Below are 22041 nucleotides of genomic sequence, written 5' to 3' on the forward strand. Positions count from 1 at the left end.
CGATTTTAAAATAGATAAAAGTGTTTCTTTTTTGTTAAGAAATCCACAAGGAAACTATTCTCTTTGAAATAATTGTTTCAAAATTATAAATGTAGATGTTGTAAAAGTAAATGTCATTAATATTCCAGAAATCATGACTATATATTTCATCCAAAGAACACCAGTCCAAAGTAAATAAAGTCCACCAAATGTTAGAATAACTGATACAAATGGCTCTACTATTAAAAAATTTTTAAGTTTCCTTGAGAGTTTTGTTATTGAAACTAATAAGCCTACCAAAAAGAAAATAATGGACATTGACAGAATATGATTATGTACTAAAGTGAGCATTTCTTGGTCACTTTTTTTAAAACGCATAACCTCTGCATCTTCATCATCTTCATTGCCTAAATAATGTTCTTCTATACCATTTGGATTGGCAGAAGATGTTTCGCCAACAAATAACAAACCAGAATAAAACCCTATACTTAATACGATTACAAATGCACCGATTAATAATTTAATCTCTCTAGGAAGCGTAAATATTAATCCGTTTAACTGCATTTATAAAATATTTTTACTTTGAAGTATTTTTAAAGACTTTAAAAAATCATTCATGGCATTTGTCATAGACCGCACTGAAATGGTTGCTCCAGATATGGCCATAATATTTTCGCCATGTTTAAGCTCATCGCCTCCTTTTTTACCTATAAATTGTTTTAGCCAACGTGTACTTCCTATTTCTCCACCATATTCTTCTCTGTATATTAAAACTTTTGATTTTAAGACGATTAAATCTTTATCTAACAATATTAAATAATCGAAGAGTGCTGTTTTACTTGGTGCTTTAGATAAATAGGCATAACCTAAAAGACTACCATTTACCTCAATTTTGAATAAATTATTAGTTTCAAATTTTGCTGGTAAATCTTTTGCTACTTCTGAATCTATAACAACTTCGGTAAAATCGAAGGTTTCAATGCCATAAGTTTTTACAATTTCTTTATTTACCTTTTTTTGGATATTTTTTGGCAAACCAAAAGACATCATAATTAAAGCTAGAATAAATATTGAAACGTGTTTTAAATTCATGTTGCAAAAGTATTGTTTTTTATTCTTTAAACAATTAAAATGCCAAATAGCTTATTGGTAATAATTATTTACGAATAAGCCATTTTGTACTTGTGCGTTAGGGATTGAGGCATTTGTTGAAGCTCCCCGACCTTAAGGAGGGAGCGACTGCCGAAAGCCCGACCCTTGGGTAACGCCCAAATTATATTAGAACCAAACTCCGATTCCGAAGTTTAATCTATTAGCTACATCACCTCCAGAAGCTGCATTGTCTCTAAATTGATAATCTCCTTTTAAGACAACACCTGGTGCTATATGGTAGCTTAAACCTGTTGTTAAATCGTTACGGTTATAGGCATCATTTCTTGCTAAACTACCTGCTGTTTTTGCGTGGGTATCATACTCCTCGTACCTAGCGAAGGCAAATAAACGTTGAGATTTACCTTGAGGCAACAAATTGTATGCAGCCTCTAAATACCAACCTTGTAGCTGACTACCTAAATCTCTACCAGTTAAATTATTATATGCTTCTGTACCCGATAAAGAACCGTGAACATACTGCCCACGTGCCGTGAAACGTTGGTATGCATAACGCGCATCTATACCTACCATTGAGATACCTATATTGGCACCATCGATTTCTTCTACATCATCTTCAGCTTGAGTATCTCCAAAATATCCTGAAAGCCCTAAACGCAGACCTGGAATACCATAATAATCAAATTTCATTGAAAGTGTTGGACTATCTACAGTAGATTGAATAGCTTTTTGACGGCCAGAACGCAATCCGTTTGAGCCTTTTAAAACACCGTTTACACCACCTTCTCCATCAAAAGATGTAGATTTAAAACCATTGAAAATATAGGCTTGATACCCAAGTGATAATTCATTAAAACGCCCCGTTACACCAACACCCAATTCTCTCCAAGTGGTTGGGATAATAACATTATCTACAGATGGTCTTTCTACTCCATTGAATGTTGTTGGTTCATGAAACTCATTTATAATACCAAAAGGAACTAGCATTAAACCACCACGAAGACTAACATTTGGTGCTACATTATAATTTACAAAAGCTTGTTCTACAAAAAGTTCTACGGTATGTTCTACTTCTAGTTCTGTTACAAACTGTGTTTTGTCGTTAAATTTATAACCAAAAAGCAATACTAAACGTTGAATGTCTAATTCGCCATTTAAAGCTTCTGGCTGATTATAAGTTAACTCGCCATAAGCACCTACAGTAACTGCTTTACCATAGTTTCCTGAAAGAATACGTTGTGCGGCATTTAATTGTTTTTGGGGATCGAAAGTGATAGAATCTTGCACAGTTTGGGCACTAGCAAGTGATACTAATAAGATTGAAAAAAGTAAGGTTAATTTCTTCATTTTTTTTGATTTGTTGTTTTTATTTAGACTTATTATAAATAATATTTCAATTGAAGTTGCAAATATAAAACGCATAATTAAATACACAAAGTTTATTTAGATTAAATTTAAATAAAGAATTTATGAGTTTTACAATGTGTTGTTTTTCAACTATTTATTTCTAAATAAAACTGAAAATTTAACATTAATAAAAAAGAAAAGTTTAATGGTAATGATTGAAAATTTTAGAAGCTTCATTATAAGCACTTTCGAAACTAAGAGCATTTAAATTGTTTTTATGCTGTGAAGTAAAGTAAGATAACAGCTTTTCTGTAGGCATATTTCCAGTTAATTCGTCTTTTGCCATAGGACAGCCACCAAAACCTTGAATGGCACCATCAAATCGATGACAACCTGCTTTATATGCGGCTTTCACTTTTTCAAACCAAGTAGTTGGTGTGGTATGTAGATGCGCTCCAAATTCGATATTTGGGTATTTTGGGATTAAGTTTGAAAACAAATAATCAATACTTTCGGGGTTTGATGTTCCAACAGTATCACTAAGTGATAATATTTTAACGCCCATATTGGCCAGCTTTTCTGTCCACTCTCCTACTATATCTACATTCCAAGGGTCTCCATACGGGTTACCAAATCCCATGGAAATATAAACAACTACTTCTTTATTGGATTTATCTGCTATTTCTAATATCTTTGAAAGTGTAATTACAGATTGTGCAATAGTTTTGTGTGTATTACGCATTTGAAAGTTTTCAGATATTGAAAACGGATATCCTAAATAATCAATTTCTTTGTGCTTTGATGCATCATTAGCTCCTCTAGTATTTGCTATAATTGCTAAAAGTTTACTTGACGTTTTACTTAAATCTAATTTTGACAATACCTCTGCTGTATCAACCATTTGAGGAATAGCTTTTGGAGACACAAAACTTCCAAAATCAATTGTATCAAAACCAACTCTTAATAAAGACTGAATGTATTGCACCTTTTGATCAGAAGGAATAAATTGCTTTATACCTTGCATAGCATCACGTGGACACTCAATAATTTTTATTGGTTTTGACATACATTAAGACTAAATATGAGGATAAAAATACTATTATTTTTTATCACTGTAAGTTTTAAAAAATATTTACGACATAGTATTAATAATATTAATCCATCAAAAAAAATAACATGAAAAAAATTACATTTCTTTTGTCATTGATTGTTTGTACCTTTTCTTTTGGGCAAACAGCTAGTTATGACATTTCAGTAACAACTATTTGGAACTCTACTGACCATACATCAGTACCTTCTAATGCCCATTGGTCTCCCTTAATTGGTGCTAGCCACGAAAATGTAAACGAAGTTTTAGAATTTGGAGTTGCCGCCCCAATGACTGATGGTATAAAAAATATTGCCGAAACTGGAAGTACTACTGCATTTGAAAATGAAATAAACACTAACCCAAATGCTATATTAATACCCAAACAGTCCTTTTCTCCTTTTGCAGGAAACAATAGTAGCGCTTCACTTAATGGAGTTGTAATTAATGAGGTATTTCCTTATGTTACAATAGTTTCTATGGTTGCACCTAGTCCAGATTGGTTTATAGCTGTAAATAGTGTTAATATGAGATCTGGTAACCCATCTATAAATAACGGCTGGAAAGAGACATTCTCCATGGATATGTTTGCTTACGATGCTGGTACAGATTCAGCAACAAATTATAGTCATACTAATACACCTACAACTCCAAGAGACCCAATTTCTATGGTTTCAGGGTTTCCAATAAACGGAAATAGAATGGCTACTGTTACTTTTACTTATAATTCTTCTACTTTAAGTGCTGAAAACATTAAATCCATTGAAAATTTAAAAATATACCCTAATCCAACTCGTGGTAATATTACAATTTCAAACCTTCAAAATACAGAGCTTAAAACTGTTGAAGTTTTTAGTGTTTTAGGAAAACTTGTGGAGCAAATTTCAGTTAGCGATAATGTTTCAAAACTAGATTTAGATTTATCTAATTTGAACAAAGGCATGTACCTAATTAAGTTACTAGATAACAATGGAGCAAGCCATACTCAAAAACTTGTAATCAACTAATTTTACAATAGGCTGCAAAGCATTCAATTATCAAATTGTAAATTTTAAAGGCGTTAAAATGTTAAATAATCGACTAAATTAACATTTTAACGTTTTTTTTATAGTAGAGGTTCATTTCGGTATACATTTGATTATAAATGTTTTCATCCCAAATGAATATATTAACCTACAAACCTAAATTCTTCATGTTATTGGTATTTTTATCAATAGCATTCACATCGTTTTCTCAAAATAAAGAAGAATCTGTTTGTGGTAATACTACATCTTCAAAATCAATAGCATTTTACCAAAATATTAAGCCTCAATTAAAAAAATTCGAAAATGATTTTTTTGCAGCAAAATCAGCAAGAGGAACAGTACCAACTAATGTTTTAAATTCTATACCTGTAAAAGTTTATATTATCAGAAATTCTGATGGTTCGGGTGGTTTAAGTATGTCTGAATTGGATGCAGCTTTTTCAAATTTAAATTCAATTTACGAAGGTGCTTTTCTAGAATTTTTTATGTGTGATGGTGTTGAATATATTAATGATGACAAGTTATGTCATTTCCAAAGAGGTGATGAAAAAAGTTTTACTGAAACACATTACGTTCCTGGTCTAATCAATATGTATTTCACTGATTACATAGAAAATGAATCTAATCAAAGTATTTGTGGATACAGTGATAATGTTGGTAGAAACGATATAGTTGTTATGAAAAATAACTGTGCTACCAATGGTTCATCTTTACCACACGAATTAGGTCATTTTTTCTCATTATTACATACTCATGGAGCAGATAACAATCAAATGACTACCGAATTAGTTGATGGTAGCAATTGTGATACTGATGGTGATGGTATTTGTGATACACCAGCAGACCCAAGATTAAAAAGCTCTACAGTTAATACATCTTGTGATTATACTGGAAATGAAACAGATGCTAATGGTGATGTTTACAATCCAGACACAAATAATATGATGTCGTACTCTAGAAAAAGTTGTAGAACACATTTTTCTGAACAACAATTAGCTAGAATGTATGCGTTTTATATGACAACAAAAAATTATTTGTCTTGCCCATCTTTCAACGCAAATATAACTGTAAATGAAAGTGAAACCTGTGATGGATCGTTAACAGTTAATTTTGAAAACTCATGTGAAAATGTAACAGAGTGGAAATGGGATGTTGATGGAGATGGAAATATAGATTATACATCAGCAAAACCTTCTCATACTTTTGATTCTGGTATATATGATGTTGTTCTGACAGTATCTAACAAATCAAGAACCATAAGAAAAAAGTTTACAAACTTTATAAAAGTGGGTACACATACGGATCTTTTAGATGAAAATTTTGAAGATTTTAACATGCTTGAAAAACATGGATGGACAAGTAAAGATGTTTCAGGACATGGTTACCATTGGTATTCAAATTTTGGAAATACACAATCAGGAGAAACTGGTCCATTAAATTACATGAATTCTGATAACAAATTGAATACATACATATTCGCTGAGGCTTCTGGTGCTCAACCAGGTGATGTTACTGAATTTATTTCGCCTTGTATTGATGTTAACTATCAAAATAGTGAATTGGAATTCGCATACCATATGTTTGGAAAAGACATTGGAGAATTACATGTAGATATTAAAACAGACTCTGGTTATGTTAATGATGTTATTGATCCTATTTACGGTAGTCAACAAAATAATCAAAGTGATGACTTTATAACTAAATCTGTTAATTTATCATCTTATGCAAACGAGACTATAAAAGTGCGTTTCAGAGCTGTAAGAGGTAATGGATGGGAAGGTGATATTGCTATAGATAATATTTTAGTAAAAACGATCCATACTGCTATATCTGATGATATTTACAAAGTATATCCAAACCCTATTAAAGGTGATATTCTTTATGTGAAAAATATTGATTTAGAGAATCCTTCTACTTATCAAATTTCTAATATATATGGTCAAGCTTTTTCTGCCGGAACCTTAACAAATAATGCTATTGATTTTAGCAGTCTTCCTTCAGGCACTTACTTACTTAGGTTAACAAATGGCAAAAGAAGCGTTATTAAAAAGATTATAAAGTAAACGCTTAGTTATTTAGAATTGCCTTATTTATAGATTTAATTAAACTTGGTCCTTCATAAATAAACCCAGTATAAATTTGAACTAAATCTGCTCCTGCATTAAGTTTTTCTAACGCATCCTCAGCAGAATGAATACCTCCTACTCCAATTATTGGGAATGCTTTATTGCTTTTTTCAGAAAGATACTTGATTACTTTGGTACTTTTATTTTTTATTGGTTGTCCACTTAAACCACCATTACCAATAGTTTCTAGTTGCTCTTTTGAGGCTTTTAAATCTGTTCTATCAGTAGATGTATTACTAGCTATAACACCATCAAGATTAGTATCCTTGACCAACTCAATAATTTCATCTAATTGGTTGTTATTTAAATCTGGAGCTATTTTTAAGAGAATTGGTTTTTGCTTTTCAAAAGTATTATTTGCTTCTTGTACAGCACCAATCAACTCTTCAAGATAATCCTTATCATTCAATTTAGCGTGACTTCCAACATTTGGGCAACTTACATTCAATACAAAATAATCTACATAAGGATGTAATGCTTTAAAACACTCTAAATAATCTTTGGTATAATCTTCTGGTTTTGTATTGGTGTTTTTTCCAATATTACCACCAATAACCAATTTCCTTTTATTAGCCTTTAATTGCTCAATCGCCGATTCTAATCCATCATTGTTAAACCCCATTCGGTTTATTATTCCCTTATCGTCTTTTAATCTAAATAAGCGTTTTTTAGGATTTCCTGCTTGCCCTTTTGGTGTTACCGTTCCTATTTCAATAAAACCGAACCCAAAATTTGCTAATTCGTTATACAATACTGCATTTTTATCAAAACCAGCAGCAAGACCTACTGGATTTTTAAACTTGAGCCCAAAAAGTTCTCTTTCTAGTTTGTCATCTTCAACAACATATAAGCTTCTAAAAAGATTTTTAAATCCTGGAATTTTTGATGTAAACTTTACTAATGAAAATGTAAAATGATGAATTTTTTCAGGATCGAAAGAAAAAAATAAAGGGCGAAGGAGTGATTTGTACATCAGTATTATTTCATGCAAAAATAAGTTGAAATCTTGTAAATAAAAAATTGTGTTGCGCTTACTTGTTAACGCTTAATAATTGTAAATTACAACCAATTATAGCTATCAATTCTTTTAATATGATTTCAAAAGAACACATTATAAAACGTTTTATAAGTTACGTTACTATAGATACGGAATCCGATCCAAATTCAGATACTACTCCTAGTACAAAAAAGCAATGGGATTTAGCAAATAAGTTAGCTGAAGAACTAAAAGCTATTGGCATGCTAGATGTAAGTATTGATGGCAACGCATATATTATGGCAACTTTACCTAGTAATGTTGAACACCAAGTACCAACTATTGGTTTTATTTCTCATTTTGATACTTCTCCAGATTTTACGGGAGCAAATGTAAAACCTCAAATTATTGAAGAATATAATGGAGAAGATATTATTCTAAATGAAGCGGAAAATATTGTGCTATCACCAGATTATTTTGAAGACTTACTATTATATAAAGGACAAACCTTAATTACTACAGATGGTACAACGCTTTTAGGAGCCGATGATAAAGCAGGTATTTGCGAGATTGTTTCTGCTATGGAATATTTAATTAACCATCCTGAAATTAAACACGGTACTATTAAAATGGGTTTCACACCTGATGAAGAAATAGGTAGGGGCGCACATAAATTTGATGTTGAAAAATTTGGAGCAGATTGGGCCTATACTATGGATGGTAGTCAAATTGGAGAATTAGAATATGAAAATTTTAATGCTGCTGGTGCTGTAGTTAAAGTAAAAGGAAAAATAGTCCATCCTGGTTACGCTAAAGACAAAATGATTAATTCTATGTACATCGCAACAGAGTTTATTAACTCTATACCTAGAATGGAAACTCCTGAGCATACTGAAGGTTATCAAGGTTTTTTCCATTTGCATAATATAAATGGTGATGTTGAAGAAACCACTTTAGAATATATTATTCGTGACCATGATATGGAACATTTTGAAGCCCGAAAAGAGGTGATGATTAAGTTGACAAATGAACTTAACAGACAATACGGTCGAGAAGTGATAACTACAGAAATTAAAGATCAATACTTTAATATGCGTGAAAAAATAGAGCCTGTAATGCATATTGTTGATATTGCTGAAGAAGCTATGAAACAATTAGGTATTAAACCACTAATTAAGGCAATTAGAGGTGGTACTGATGGATCTCAACTCAGTTATATGGGATTACCTTGTCCAAATATATTTGCTGGCGGGCATAATTTTCATGGGCGGTATGAATATGTTCCTGTGGAAAGTATGATTAAAGCCACCGAAGTTATTTGTAAGATTGCGGAGTTGACGGCTTTAAAAGATGATAAGGAGTAATTTAAAAACTTGACTTTGTAAAAATTTTCAGCTACCTTCGTTTAACGTCGGATATAAGTCATTAAAACGAAGCATATCCATAAAAACATTAAACGAACCTCTCAAAATATTCCTCAAATTTCCCAAATAGCAATTCATAATCACAAAAACATAACATGCGCATAGATATTATAACCGTTTTACCAGAATTACTAAAAAGCCCATTTGAAGCATCTATTTTAAAACGTGCTATTGATGCAGGTTTGGTTGAAGTCCATTTCCATAACTTAAGAGATTATACTTCTGATAATTACAAGTCTATTGACGACACCCAATTTGGTGGCGGCGCGGGTATGGTGATGATGGTTGAGCCTATTGATAAATGTATTTCTGCCTTAAAAGCAGAACGTAACTATGACGAAGTAATTTATATGACACCAGATGGGGAAACCTTAAAGCAAGGTATTGCAAACCAAATATCTTTAAAAGAAAACATTATTATTTTATGTGGGCATTATAAAGGTGTAGACCAACGTGTACGGGATCATTTTATAACCCGAGAAATTTCTATTGGTGATTATGTGTTATCTGGTGGCGAATTAGGTGCCGCTGTTCTTTGTGATGCTGTTATTAGGTTAATACCTGGCGTGTTAGGAAATGAAACTTCTGCCCTAACCGATTCTTTTCAAGACGGTTTATTAGCACCTCCTATTTATACTAAACCTAGAGAATACAAAGGATGGAAAGTGCCTGAATTATTATTTGGTGGCAACTTACCAGAAATTGAAAAGTGGCGTGAAGAGCAAGCTTATTTAAGAACTAAAGAAAGACGACCAGATTTATTAGACGAAAATTAAATGACTGAAAAACCAATTTTAAAAGAAATTACAGCTAAAAAATTAGTTGGAAAATCGATATCAATGTCTTTAATCAATAATAAGACTTTTGATTTGTTTTCTGATTTTATGCCAAAGCGAAACGATATAAGCAAAAAAATAACTGATGATGTTTTTGAAGTTTTAATATACGGGAAACATTATTTTAAAAGTTTCAATCCTAATAATGAATTCATTAAATGGGCATGTTTAGAAGTTTCTGATTTTGAAAACGCTCCAGATAATATGAAAAAATTATCTGTTGAATCTGGACTCTATGCTGTATTTACATATAAAGGTTTAGCAAAAAATATTGGCACATTAATGACTTATATTTACTCGGATTGGTTACCAAAATCTGAATATGAATTGGATGACAGACCTCATTTTAATGTTTTAGGAGCCAAATACAAAAACAATAATCCAGATTCTGAAGAAACTGTTTGGATACCTATAAAGCCACGTGTTAAGAATTAAATATTTATTGAGAACTAAGGAAAGACGTTATGATTATTTGGATGATTAATCGAAGTCATCAAAATCGTGATAATCGTCATCAAAATCACCAGTCATTCCATAATTACTTCCTCCTCCATATTTAGTAAATCTTGTTACTAAAAAAGCTACTAAGAAAATAATAAAAACACCAGCTGCAAGAACTAACCATTCTTCAACTGTAGGATTGTACATTACTACTTTAAGCTCAAATTAAATTGTTTATTTAAATATATTAAAGATACATGATATAAATTTGTGTTAAGGATAGAAGCGGCATCCTTTGTGTGAAGCCTTATATAGATTTAACTTTAATTGAAACTTAATGTTAATTTAATAAGATAGATCCTGAAACAAGTTCGGGACTGCTTCGCAGAAAGATATAGCGGATAGCCTGACTTTTTGCTTGCACTTTACATGAAACAACTTATACTTATTCCAGCAAAAAGAAACACCCAAAAAAATACAAATAAAACGTTGCAGATTATTAATTAATAGTTATTTTTGCACCCAATTTCGGGTTAACCTCTGGCGAGAATCGTGAATGTTGTTCTGAATTAATTATAATTAAATTTAAAGATATGGAATCTTTAGTAAAATTTGTACAAGACGAATTTGTAACAAGAAAAGATTTACCTGAATTTGCAGCTGGTGATACCATTACTGTATTTTACGAAATTAAAGAGGGTAATAAAACACGTACTCAGTTTTTTAGAGGTGTAGTTATTCAAAGAAGAGGATCTGGTTCTTCAGAAACTTTTACAATTAGAAAAATGTCAGGATCAATTGGTGTAGAGCGTATCTTCCCAGTTAATTTACCTGCATTACAAAAAATAGAAGTTAACAAACGTGGTAAAGTACGTAGAGCTCGTATCTACTACTTTAGAGGTCTTACTGGTAAAAAAGCCAGAATTACTGAGCGTATGCGTTAATAACATTATATCTGCAATTGCAGTATTTAAAAGCCTTGAGATCTCTCAAGGCTTTTTTTATTAACAAAAGTTAATAAGTATGGTTTATAAGTGGTTGATATCTAAGTGGTTGAAAAATTTGTTTTTTTAGAATGAGATGCTATATTTACAAAAGAAATGATGACAGCCTTTGGTTGGTTTCGCTTTAAAACGAATTTACATGATTTTCTAAATAAGGTAACGTTCTTTATATAATTGTTTTTGAGGTTGCAATGTGCCACGTGTATGCGTGTGATATCAGGAAACCAAGACATTATAAAAAGTGTCACATGCGCAAGCAGGTGAAATCTAGTATAATGGAAAGCTTAAAAAAGCAACAGAAACGAAAGTGCATGTTGTAATGCGAGCAATGCTAATAGCAATTTTGACACGAAAGTGAAGAGGGAGTGACTAGCATCAAGAAAACAATTAAACTGAAATGTAATAGTAATAAGTCAATACATTTTGAAAATTACCATTATATTTCGTTGAAGTAGCACAAAGCTTGAACTGAAAAGGGTTAGATGAAAATTCTAATCAAACACTAGTAGAAATACTAGTTAGGTCACGCAGCGTTATTTCAAGAAAGCCATATCAAAGTAGATTAAATTCTGCAGGGATATGGCTTTTGTTTTTTATAACTTCAAAGGTTATTTTTTATCAAATTCTTATTGGTTTACCAATTTTTTACAATTCTAACAAATTAAACCAACGAAAACGTTTTCGAAGACTTAAAAACGCTATTATCATAGTCTAATTTTGTATATTCGCATCGCTAAAAATCAATCTACTGATTTTTACAGTTTTTAGCACTTTAATCTTAATACGAAAAGCAATACTAATGTCAAAAATCATTTATACTAAAACCGATGAAGCTCCAGCTTTAGCTACGCGTTCTTTATTACCTATTGTACAATCTTTTGTAAAATCTTCTGGGATTAATATTGAAACTAAAGATATCTCATTAGCAGCAAGAATTTTAGCTGTTTTTCCTGATTTTTTAACTGAAGATCAACGCGTTCCAGACGATTTAGCTATTCTTGGTGAATTGGCTAAGAAACCTGAGGCTAATATTGTAAAGCTTCCTAATATTAGTGCTTCTATACCTCAATTAAAAAGTGCCATAAAAGAATTACAAGAAAAAGGTTTTAATATTCCTGATTATCCAAATGAAGCTGAAAATGATACTGATAAAGACATTAAAGCGCGTTACGATAAAATCAAAGGTAGTGCTGTAAATCCTGTTTTACGTGAAGGTAATAGTGATAGACGTGCTCCTAAAGCAGTTAAAAATTATGCTAAAAAGAACCCACATTCTATGGGTGCATGGTCTAGCGATTCTAAAACACATGTAGCAACTATGAGTAATGGGGATTTTGCTCATAATGAAAAATCTGTTACGCTTCCTAATGCTAATACAATTAAAATAACACATACTGATGCTAACGGTAATACTACAACTTTAAAAGATAATTTAGCTTTACTTAAAGGTGAAATTATTGATGCTACAGTGATGAATAAAAAAGCTTTAGTTAGCTTTTTAGATAAGCAAGTTGCTGATGCCAGAGACAAAGGTATTTTGTTTTCGTTACACATGAAAGGTACTATGATGAAAGTGAGCGACCCAATTATTTTTGGACATGCAGTAAAAGCATTCTTTAAAGATGTTTTTTCTAAACATGGTGCAACTCTTGAAGAACTTGGTGTAAATGTAAATTCTGGCTTAGGCAATTTATTAGAACGTATTCAAGAATTACCAGAAGCAAAACGTACTGAAATTGAAGCAGATATTGATGCAACTTACAAAAATGGCCCTGGAGTAGCTATGGTAAATTCTGACAAAGGAATTACTAATTTACACGTACCAAGTGACGTTATTATTGATGCTTCTATGCCAGCCATGATTCGTACATCTGGTCAAATGTGGAATGCTGAAGGCAAACTTCAAGATACAAAAGCTGTGATTCCTGATAGTAGTTATGCTGGAATTTACGCTGCAACAATAGACTTCTGTAAAGAAAATGGTGCTTTTGATCCTACAACTATGGGAACTGTTCCTAATGTTGGTTTAATGGCTCAAAAAGCTGAAGAATACGGATCTCATGATAAAACTTTCGAAATTCCATCTAATGGTACAGTAAAAGTTATTGATGCATCTGGTGAAGTATTAATGCAACACGATGTTGAAGAAGGAGATATTTGGAGAATGTGCCAAACAAAAGATGCTCCAATTCAAGATTGGGTAAAATTAGCTGTTACTAGAGCAAGAGCTTCAAAAACACCTGCTGTTTTTTGGTTAGATGAAAATAGAGCACACGATGCTGAATTGATTAAAAAAGTAAATACGTATTTAAAAGATCACGATACGTCTGGTTTAGATTTAAGAATCTTATCCCCTATTGAAGCAACAAAATTTACTTGTGCAAGAATCGTTAAGGGTGAAGATACTATTTCTGTTTCTGGAAACGTATTACGTGATTACTTAACAGATTTATTTCCAATTCTAGAAGTTGGAACTAGTGCAAAGATGTTGTCTATTGTTCCATTAATGAATGGTGGTGGCTTGTTTGAAACTGGAGCAGGTGGTTCTGCACCAAAGCACGTACAACAATTACTTGAAGAAAATCATTTACGTTGGGATTCTTTAGGAGAATTTTTAGCATTAGCAGTTTCTTTAGATCATTTTGGAGAAGTAAACAACAATGAAAAAGCTAAAGTTTTGGGTGAAGCATTAGATGATGCCACTGATAAACTATTAGAGAACAGGAAAGGCCCTTCTAGAAAAGCTGGTGAGTTAGATAATAGAGGAAGTCATTTTTACTTAGCCATGTATTGGGCTCAAGAACTAGCAAGTCAAAATAAAGATGAAGCTTTAAAGACTGAATTCACTCCAATAGCTAAACAATTAGCTGATAATGAAGCTATTATTATAAAAGAATTAAATGACATTCAAGGTAAGCCTACAAACATAGGTGGTTATTATGAACCAAATGAATCTCTTATAAATAGTGTAATGAGACCTAGTAGCACTTTTAATAGTATACTTAATTAGTCTATTGCTAAAAACAATATTTTAAAAGCTCCTATTATTAGGGGCTTTTTTTATATTTTTATAAAAAAAATTGTTAGATGAAGAACCGCATTTCCTGGCTTCTTTGTGTTTTTTGTTTTATAATTGGAGCGCTTAACGCACAAGAAAAATTTACCTTAAGTGGGACTATTTCTGAAGAAAAAAGTAATGAAACACTTATTGGTGTAAATATCATTTTTCCAGAAATATCTGCTGGCACAACTACAAATGAATATGGGTTCTATTCCATTACACTTCCAAAAGGCACATATAATATTGTAATTAGTTACCTAGGATATTCAACAATATCTGAGCCTATAACACTCACTGAAGACATATCAAAAAACTTTAGTTTAGCGGATGCTCTAGAAAACCTTGATGCTGTAATTATAAAAGAAAATATTGAAAAACTCAATATTAGAACACCACAAATGAGTGTCAATAAACTCTCTTCTGCAACAATCAAAGAAATCCCTGTTGTACTTGGAGAATCTGATATTATAAAAGCAATTACGTTACTTCCTGGTGTTACAAACGCTGGTGAAGGCGCTTCTGGGTTTAATGTTCGTGGTGGAGCAGCTGATCAAAATTTAATTCTTTTAGATGAAGCTATTATTTATAATTCATCACATTTATTTGGCTTCTTTTCTGTTTTTAATCCTGATGCTATAAAAGATTTAAGGTTATACAAAGGTGGAATTCCTGCACGTTATGGTGGTCGTGTGTCTTCCGTTTTAGATATTTATCAAAAAGAAGGAAATAGTAAAAAGTTCCATGTTAATGGAGGTATTGGAATTGTATCTAGCAGATTACTTCTGGAAGGTCCTCTAAAAAAAGATAAAGGGTCTTTTTTATTAGGTGGGCGATCGAGCTATGCACACTTGTTTTTACCATTATTTGATATTGATAATATTGCCTACTTCTATGATTTAAACACTAAACTAAGCTACAAACTTAATGATAGAAATAACATTTACTTATCAGGCTATTTTGGTAGAGATGTTTTTAGAATAGAAGATACTTTCGAAAATATTTACGGTAATTCAGTTTTAAACTTTAGATGGAATCATTTATTTTCAGATAAACTTTTTTCCAATTTATCGTTAATTTATTCTGATTATTATTACGATTTAAAATTGAATTTTGTAGAATTCGATTGGGTTTCTGGAATTCAGAATTTTAATTTAAAATACGATTTTAAGCATTACCTAACTGATAAAATTAAACTTCAGTATGGTTTAAATAGTATTTACTATAGATTTAATCCAGGAGATATTAAACCAACAGTAGAAACATCAGGTATTAACCCTTTTAAACTCATTGATAAATATGCCTTTGAAAATGCTATTTATTTAGATGTTGAACATAAAGTCTCAGATAAATTAGCATTAACCTATGGTTTACGCTTCAGTGGTTTTCATCGTTTAGGGCAAGATGAATTAAACATATATGAAAATGACCATGCTGTTGTTTTTAATGAAGATTTTCAGATTTATGAAAAGGCACAACCTATAGGAACAGACAATTTTAAACGAAGTGATGTGATCGAAAGTTTTTATAACCTTGAACCTAGAGCATCTTTAGCTTATCAACTTAATTCTGAAAGTTCTGTGAAATTCAGTTATAATAGAATGGCTCAATATTTACATTTATTGTCCAACACAAACTCTCCTACACCTCTAGATATATGGACACCTAGTGGAAAATATATTAAACCACAACTCCTTAATCAATATGCTATTGGATACTTTAAAAATTTTAGTGATAATAAATATTCTCTAGAAGTAGAAAGCTTTTATAAAACTGTAAAAAACAGAATTGATTACATTGATGGCGCAGATTTAGTTGCAAATAACGCTATTGAACAAGTTATTTTAAATGGAAAATCTAGAGCCTATGGATTAGAAGTTTTAGCAAAAAAGAATGAAGGTCGTTTTAAAGGTTGGTTAGCCTACACGCTTTCGAAATCTGAACAGCAAACACCAGGAAGAACAGTTTTAGAAACTGGAATAAATAATGGTAATTGGTATAGAACCCCTTTTGACAAAACTCATGATATATCATTTACTGGAAGTTTTGATTGGAACAAAAAGTGGAAAATAAATACCAATTTCCTTTTTCAAACTGGACAACCTACTACATTTCCAAACGGACAATATGAGTATAATGGTTTAAATATCCCTAATTATAGCGGAAGAAATGCCGATAGATTACCTGCCTACCATAGGCTAGATATTTCATTAAATTATACACCCAAACCAAATAAAACAAAAGGATGGAGAAGTCATTGGGTTTTTGGAATTTATAATATTTATAACCGAAGAAATGCTGCTTCAATTTCGTTTGGTCAAAACGAAATATCAGGTTCGAATGAAGCAACTCGATTAGCTATTTTCGGTATTGTTCCTTCAATCTCTTATAATTTTAAACTTTAAGATTATGAAAAAAATATTTAAAATTATTTTAATTTGCTTAACACTTTATGCATGCGAAGATGTTATTGATGTTAATGTAAATAATGCAGAACCAAGACTAGTTATCGATGCATCTATACATTGGTTAAAAAATACGAATGGGAATACTCAATTAATCAAATTAAGTTTAACAGCGCCTTATTTTAATAATGATATTCCTCCAGCGACGGGTGCTTCTGTATCAATTTCTAATTCTAGTTCATCCGTTTTTAATTTTATTGAAGAAGGAAATACAGGTATATACAAAAATGAAAATTTTGTTCCTGCTATTGGCGAGACTTATACATTAAACATTCTCTATAACAACGAAACTTATACCGGTACGGAAACCATGACACCTGTTGTACCGATAGATTTTGTAGAACAAAAAAATGACGGTGGTTTTACTGGAGAAGAAATAGAAATAAAAGCCTTTTATACAGACCCTGAAAGTATTAATAACTATTACCTATTCGAATTTTTAGTTTTAGCCAGAAACACTTCTACTCTTGAAGTTTATGATGATGAATTCACAGATGGAAATCAAATTTTCGGTTTTTATTCTGATGAAGATTTAGAGTCTGGAGATCAACTTATAATAAGAAATTCAGGCGTTTCCGAACGTACTTACGAATTTTTAAATATCCTATTACAGCAAACTGATGAAGATTCAGGCGATCCTTTTGAAACACAGCCAGCAACAGTAAGAGGAAATTGCATCAATCAAACAAACCCTGATAATTTCCCACTGGGTTATTTTAGAGTTTCTGAAACCGATGCTTTTACATATGTTGTAGAATAAATTAAATAGCTTTTCAAACTCAAAAGAAAATCTCAATTCTCAAATTAAATTTTACGTATTTTTGAATCATGAGCTTTATAAAAACTACTGAGCAAGATTCTAATCACAATCATCTTGAAAAGATGAGTGTTTCAGAATTACTCAAAAACATCAATAAAGAAGATAAGACAGTACCTGTTGCTGTTGAGAAAGTTATACCTCAAATTGAAGATTTAGTAAAACAAATTGTTGACAAATTGAAACATGATGGTCGACTATTTTATATGGGAGCTGGGACTAGTGGAAGGTTAGGTATTGTTGATGCTTCAGAGTGCCCTCCTACTTTTGGCGTACCTCATGAATTAGTTGTTGGATTAATTGCAGGAGGAGATTCAGCCATAAGAAAAGCAGTTGAATTTGCTGAAGATTCTACAACTCAAGGCTGGAAAGATTTACAGGAATACAATATCAGTTCAAAAGATGTTGTAGTTGGAATAGCAGCTTCTGGTACAACACCTTATGTTATTTCTGCATTAGAAAAATGTAACGAAAACAATATTATTACGGGTTGCATTACGTGCAATAAAAACAGTCCATTATCTCAGGTTTCAAAATATCCTATTGAAGCAGTAGTAGGCCCTGAGTTTGTTACAGGAAGTTCTAGAATGAAAGCTGGAACCGCTCAAAAATTAGTGCTAAATATGATTACAACATCTACTATGATTCAATTAGGGCACGTAAAAGGTAATAAAATGGTAGATATGCAATTAAGCAATAATAAGCTAGTTGATAGAGGTGCTAAAATGATTATGAAAGAAATTAATGTTACTGAAACTGCAGCTTTAGAATTATTAAATAAATATAAAAGTGTACGTGAAGCAGTTAATAATTTCAATAATGGAAACTGATAGAACAAATAAAGAAGTACTCATAAAAGGAATTAAGCTAATGGGAATAGCTTTTGCATGCATGTTCTCTGGCCCAACACTTGCATATATTTCTCAAACAAAACTAAAAAGTCCTATCAATTTTATAATCTTAATAATTGCAATATTAATTTGTATTCTAGGAATATTTTTTGCTTTTAAAGGTATCAATACTATCATGAACAGTATGTTCAAAAAGAATCAATCTTAACAATTATTCAGTAGCAACCTGCTTAGGTGTAGTAGGATTATAACCAAATTCTGAATCATTAATCACTATTCCTAAACTATCAAAAATATAATTAATAATGGCGTAATGATGGATAGTGTGACTATTAGCTTGAGCCAATAACGAACCAAAAGTATAAGGGATAACTGTTTTTCCCAATCCTAAATCATCAGACACAAAAATAGTATCATTAATATTTAATGAAGTAGAACTTAATTTACCTTTTATAAAATTTAAATAGTCTTGAGCACAATCACAATCTGACTCAACATCTTTATTTCTACTTCTAGCTGTTAAATCAACTTTATTTTCGCTATCCATACTAAAAATACAATCATAAAAATCTAAAATATGTCTAATATGACACCCAATACTTGAATAATAAGGAGATACAGAAGCATCACATAATTGTTCATTGGATAAATTATCTAATAGTAATTGAGATTTCTGAAGTGTTCTTAAAGTAGATTGGATGATTAAATTCATGGATACTAATTTAACTAAATATTTTGAATTTTATTAATGATTAACATTTAGTCTAAACACTTTTTAATCCTTACAAAAATTAAAAACCTTGTTAGGTTAAATATAATTGAAACCTAATATTATCAAAGCCAAAAATCAACGTTTTAAATCCTCCAAAACCAAACGAAGCTCGCCATAACTATACTTATCATCCACTTGATGCTTTAAATCAGATAAGTTTTCAAATGTTTTCTTTGGAATAATGCCTTTCAATTCCTCATAGTGATTTTTAGGAATCAAATCAGTTATTTTTACTTCACCTGAAGGAATAAAGCTAGCCAAATGTCCTATAATAGTATTTTCATTTAATTCACGTATATCAGCAATCTCTTGTACTGATTTTCCAGTTTGAAACAATTCCAAAGATTCTTTTTTCGTATCACCTCTTTTTCGTTTGATTTTTGGTGCTTCAAAAATCTCAACTTCAGCTAAAGTTTCTATATCATGTTTATCACAATACGCTATAATTACTTTCAAAATAGCAGCTCCGTATTTATCAACCCTAGTTTTACCCATACCATTTACCTTAAGCAATTCTGCTTTATTTGTTGGTAAGGTTTCACACATTTCATATAAAGTCTTTTGAGCAAAAATTTGATAATGAATTAAATCTTTCTCTTGAGCAATATCATTTCTAAGCATTCTAAGCTTTTCAAACAACTCTACATTACTAGTGCCCTCAACAACTGCCTTTCTAGGTTTCTTAGGCTTATCCTTTCCTGTAAATACAGACTTAGCCCGCAATTCAAGAAAATGTTTTGCCGAAAATCCATTAATCAAACCTTTAAAAAACAATTGTTTTACAGTAAGTAAATCTTCAAAACTATCTAAATGTTTAGTTATTTCAGCACCAACAGCCTTATTGTCTGTAGTAAACCCAAATGCTTTTAAAGGTGCTAAAATTTTTATTTCAGTTTCAGTTTTAAAATAATGGATAGCTTTTTTAAATCGCTCTTGAATTATACTACTTTCTTCAGCTAAACCTTCAGTTTCAGAGAGTTGTTTCAACTGGGTATTAAAACTATTAGCAACTTTTAAAAAGTTAGTTATACAATCTTTAATAGGCAAAAATATATTTTCAATCGAACCTTCAATAACTGTTCTATTCTTATAATAAATATCTAAAATTCTATTCAGAGGATATAAAAACGCATAAAACTCAAATACTTCAGTAATCAAATCCAATTGAAAATGCTTTTGAGAATCCTTTAAAATCCTTTCATCAGGAGCATTTTGTTCTGCATGCTCGTTAAAAGAAGTTACATTTCCATCACTTATGATTTGACTCGAATGAATTTTACTTTTCAAAACCAAACCTTCCAATGATTTACATCTACTTAATGCCACATAAGTCTGCCCATGTGCAAAAGCACCTTGAGCATCAATAATTGCTTTTTCAAAAGTTAAACCCTGACTTTTATGGATGGTAATACTCCATGCCAAACGTAATGGCATTTGTGTATAGCTTCCTATTTTCTCCTCTGTAATAGCTTTCGTTTCTGTATCTACAGAATACGTAATATTCTCCCATATCTCAGGAGTAACAATAATATTAAAATCATCTTCAGGACAATGCACAACCACTTCATCGCTATCCAAATGCATCACTTTCCCTATCTTACCATTAAAATAGCGCTTCTCTGGGCTACTATCATTTTTTACAAACATAACTTGCGCTCCTACTTTTAACTCCAAAGATTCCTTATTCGGATAAGCATACTCAGGAAACTTACCATCTACTTCAGCATTATAAGTAAACGTTTTAGTCTTCAGCTTATTAAGTTCAGTTCTATTAGTAGCTTCAGCCTTATTATTATGTGTAGTTAATGATATATAACCAGCAGAAGGCTCAGGAGTAAAATCAGGAATAAAACGCTTATTTAATTCATTAGCAGCACCTTCCGAAAGTTTATTATTCCTTATTTCGTTAAGTATTTCAATAAATTTAGGATTATCCTGCCGGTATATGTGCTTCAACTCAATCGAAATTGCGTTACATTGCTTGTAAGCCTGACTACTAAAAAAGAACCCATTCTTATAAACATGCTTCAACAACTCCCACTCCTGCTCTTTAATCACAGGCGATAGTTGTTGTAAATCTCCAATCATCAGCACCTGTACACCACCAAACACTTTATTTCTATTCCTAAAACGACGTAACGTCCTATCAATACCATCCAATAAATCAGCACGCACCATACTAATTTCGTCAATAACCAATAGGTCCATCGACTTAATAATATTAATTTTCGTCTTACTAAATTTTCTATTAAAACCCTTCGACGCATTCAAATCCGTATCAGGTAAAATCGGACCAAATGGCATCTGAAAAAAAGAATGTATCGTCACACCCTTAGCATTAATAGCCGCAACACCTGTAGGAGCTACCATCACCATACGCTTCAAACTATTCATTTTCAAACGATGCAAAAAAGTAGTTTTACCAGTTCCTGCCTTACCTGTCAAAAAAATAGATCGGTTTGTATTATTCACAAACGCCCACGCCAATTCTAGTTCCCTATTTTCAGTCATTAATTCCAATAAAAAATTAAAATTTGAAGATAATAATTTGAAAGATTTTTTGGGCGGGTTTTTAAGAAAAATAAAAACCGCGCTATATCTGCTACTAGTTTAGGTTCGATGCTCGCCTCTCCAAAAGCTATAAATTTATCCTGAGTGCAGTCGAACGACTGCTATTGCTCCCGCAAGTATCCCCAAGAGTCATTTTCTAATGTAAGTGTTGT

Annotated in this window: 19 protein-coding genes; 11 read left to right on the forward strand and 8 right to left on the reverse strand. The window is 31.5% G+C overall.

All coding sequences use genetic code 11. The annotated features are described in order from the left end of the window. Positions 1-54 precede the first annotated feature (54 nt). The 4 genes from DIS18_RS14695 to DIS18_RS14710 all read right to left on the reverse strand — a co-directional run bounded on the left by DIS18_RS14695 (position 55) and on the right by DIS18_RS14710 (position 3502). Positions 55-543, reverse strand: a complete 489-nt coding sequence (locus tag DIS18_RS14695) for a hypothetical protein (RefSeq protein WP_109353843.1) — start codon at positions 541-543, stop codon at positions 55-57. Then, the gene (locus DIS18_RS14700) at positions 544-1071 is read right to left on the reverse strand and encodes an FMN-binding protein (RefSeq protein ID WP_109353844.1); all 528 of its coding nucleotides are present in this window, start codon (positions 1069-1071) and stop codon (positions 544-546) included. A 186-nt stretch (positions 1072-1257) separates the two neighbouring features. Beyond that, positions 1258-2436, reverse strand: a complete 1179-nt coding sequence (locus tag DIS18_RS14705) for a porin family protein (protein ID WP_109353864.1) — start codon at positions 2434-2436, stop codon at positions 1258-1260. A 202-nt stretch (positions 2437-2638) separates the two neighbouring features. Next, positions 2639-3502 carry a hydroxymethylglutaryl-CoA lyase gene (locus DIS18_RS14710; RefSeq protein WP_109353845.1) on the reverse strand — a complete coding sequence of 288 codons (864 nt, stop codon included), beginning with the start codon at positions 3500-3502 and terminating at the stop codon, positions 2639-2641. 110 nt (positions 3503-3612) lie between these two features. On the opposite strand from DIS18_RS14710, the gene DIS18_RS14715 reads away from it, so the two are divergent. Next, a complete protein-coding gene (locus tag DIS18_RS14715) occupies positions 3613-4530 on the forward strand; it encodes a T9SS type A sorting domain-containing protein (RefSeq protein WP_109353846.1) in 918 nt (305 codons plus the stop codon). Between the two features lie 152 nt (positions 4531-4682). After that, the gene (locus tag DIS18_RS14720) at positions 4683-6611 is read left to right on the forward strand and encodes a T9SS-dependent choice-of-anchor J family protein (RefSeq protein WP_181364063.1); all 1929 of its coding nucleotides are present in this window, start codon (positions 4683-4685) and stop codon (positions 6609-6611) included. A 4-nt stretch (positions 6612-6615) separates the two neighbouring features. Here DIS18_RS14720 and DIS18_RS14725 read toward each other — a convergent pair whose 3' ends face one another. Continuing rightward, on the reverse strand, positions 6616-7647 hold the full coding sequence (locus DIS18_RS14725; RefSeq protein WP_109353848.1) for a quinone-dependent dihydroorotate dehydrogenase: 1032 nt from the start codon (positions 7645-7647) through the stop codon (positions 6616-6618). A gap of 119 nt (positions 7648-7766) precedes the next feature. On the opposite strand from DIS18_RS14725, the gene pepT reads away from it, so the two are divergent. The 3 genes from pepT (at position 7767) to DIS18_RS14740 (ending at position 10345) form a co-directional block, all read left to right on the forward strand. Further along, positions 7767-9014 (forward strand): peptidase T, encoded by a 1248-nt coding sequence (gene pepT, locus DIS18_RS14730; RefSeq protein WP_109353849.1) that lies wholly within the window; start codon positions 7767-7769, stop codon positions 9012-9014. A 155-nt stretch (positions 9015-9169) separates the two neighbouring features. Further along, positions 9170-9850 (forward strand): tRNA (guanosine(37)-N1)-methyltransferase TrmD, encoded by a 681-nt coding sequence (gene trmD, locus DIS18_RS14735; protein WP_109353850.1) that lies wholly within the window; start codon positions 9170-9172, stop codon positions 9848-9850. Beyond that, entirely contained in the window at positions 9851-10345 is a 495-nt protein-coding gene (locus DIS18_RS14740; protein WP_109353851.1) for a GyrI-like domain-containing protein, read from the forward strand. 45 nt (positions 10346-10390) lie between these two features. Here the strand turns inward: DIS18_RS14740 and DIS18_RS14985 are convergent, their stop codons facing one another. Further along, positions 10391-10558: a hypothetical protein gene (locus DIS18_RS14985; protein WP_181364064.1), complete on the reverse strand. Its 168-nt coding sequence runs from the start codon at positions 10556-10558 to the stop codon at positions 10391-10393. Positions 10559-10944: 386 nt separating this feature from the next. On the opposite strand from DIS18_RS14985, the gene rplS reads away from it, so the two are divergent. The 6 genes from rplS to DIS18_RS14770 all read left to right on the forward strand — a co-directional run bounded on the left by rplS (position 10945) and on the right by DIS18_RS14770 (position 18754). After that, on the forward strand, positions 10945-11295 hold the full coding sequence (gene rplS / locus DIS18_RS14745) for a 50S ribosomal protein L19 (protein ID WP_109353852.1): 351 nt from the start codon (positions 10945-10947) through the stop codon (positions 11293-11295). 859 nt (positions 11296-12154) lie between these two features. Beyond that, a complete protein-coding gene (locus tag DIS18_RS14750) occupies positions 12155-14365 on the forward strand; it encodes an NADP-dependent isocitrate dehydrogenase (protein ID WP_109353853.1) in 2211 nt (736 codons plus the stop codon). 77 nt (positions 14366-14442) lie between these two features. Beyond that, positions 14443-16818, forward strand: coding sequence for a TonB-dependent receptor (locus DIS18_RS14755; protein WP_109353854.1), 2376 nt, complete (start codon positions 14443-14445; stop codon positions 16816-16818). 4 nt (positions 16819-16822) lie between these two features. After that, positions 16823-17638 carry a DUF4249 family protein gene (locus DIS18_RS14760; protein ID WP_109353855.1) on the forward strand — a complete coding sequence of 272 codons (816 nt, stop codon included), beginning with the start codon at positions 16823-16825 and terminating at the stop codon, positions 17636-17638. 68 nt (positions 17639-17706) lie between these two features. Beyond that, a complete protein-coding gene (gene murQ, locus DIS18_RS14765) occupies positions 17707-18525 on the forward strand; it encodes an N-acetylmuramic acid 6-phosphate etherase (protein ID WP_109353856.1) in 819 nt (272 codons plus the stop codon). Then, complete coding sequence (locus tag DIS18_RS14770; protein WP_109353857.1) at positions 18515-18754, forward strand: DUF6095 family protein; 240 nt, start codon at positions 18515-18517, stop codon at positions 18752-18754. Before murQ ends, DIS18_RS14770 begins: the two co-directional genes overlap by 11 nt. 3 nt (positions 18755-18757) lie before the next feature. Here the strand turns inward: DIS18_RS14770 and DIS18_RS14775 are convergent, their stop codons facing one another. Together DIS18_RS14775 and DIS18_RS14780 are read right to left on the reverse strand one after the other, a co-directional pair. Next, positions 18758-19258 carry a hypothetical protein gene (locus DIS18_RS14775; protein WP_109353858.1) on the reverse strand — a complete coding sequence of 167 codons (501 nt, stop codon included), beginning with the start codon at positions 19256-19258 and terminating at the stop codon, positions 18758-18760. Between the two features lie 135 nt (positions 19259-19393). Continuing rightward, positions 19394-21829, reverse strand: coding sequence for a helix-turn-helix domain-containing protein (locus DIS18_RS14780; protein ID WP_109353859.1), 2436 nt, complete (start codon positions 21827-21829; stop codon positions 19394-19396). Positions 21830-22041 lie beyond the last annotated feature (212 nt).

Source organism: Algibacter marinivivus (genome assembly GCF_003143755.1).
Classification (GTDB): Bacteria; Bacteroidota; Bacteroidia; order Flavobacteriales; family Flavobacteriaceae; genus Algibacter_B; species Algibacter_B marinivivus.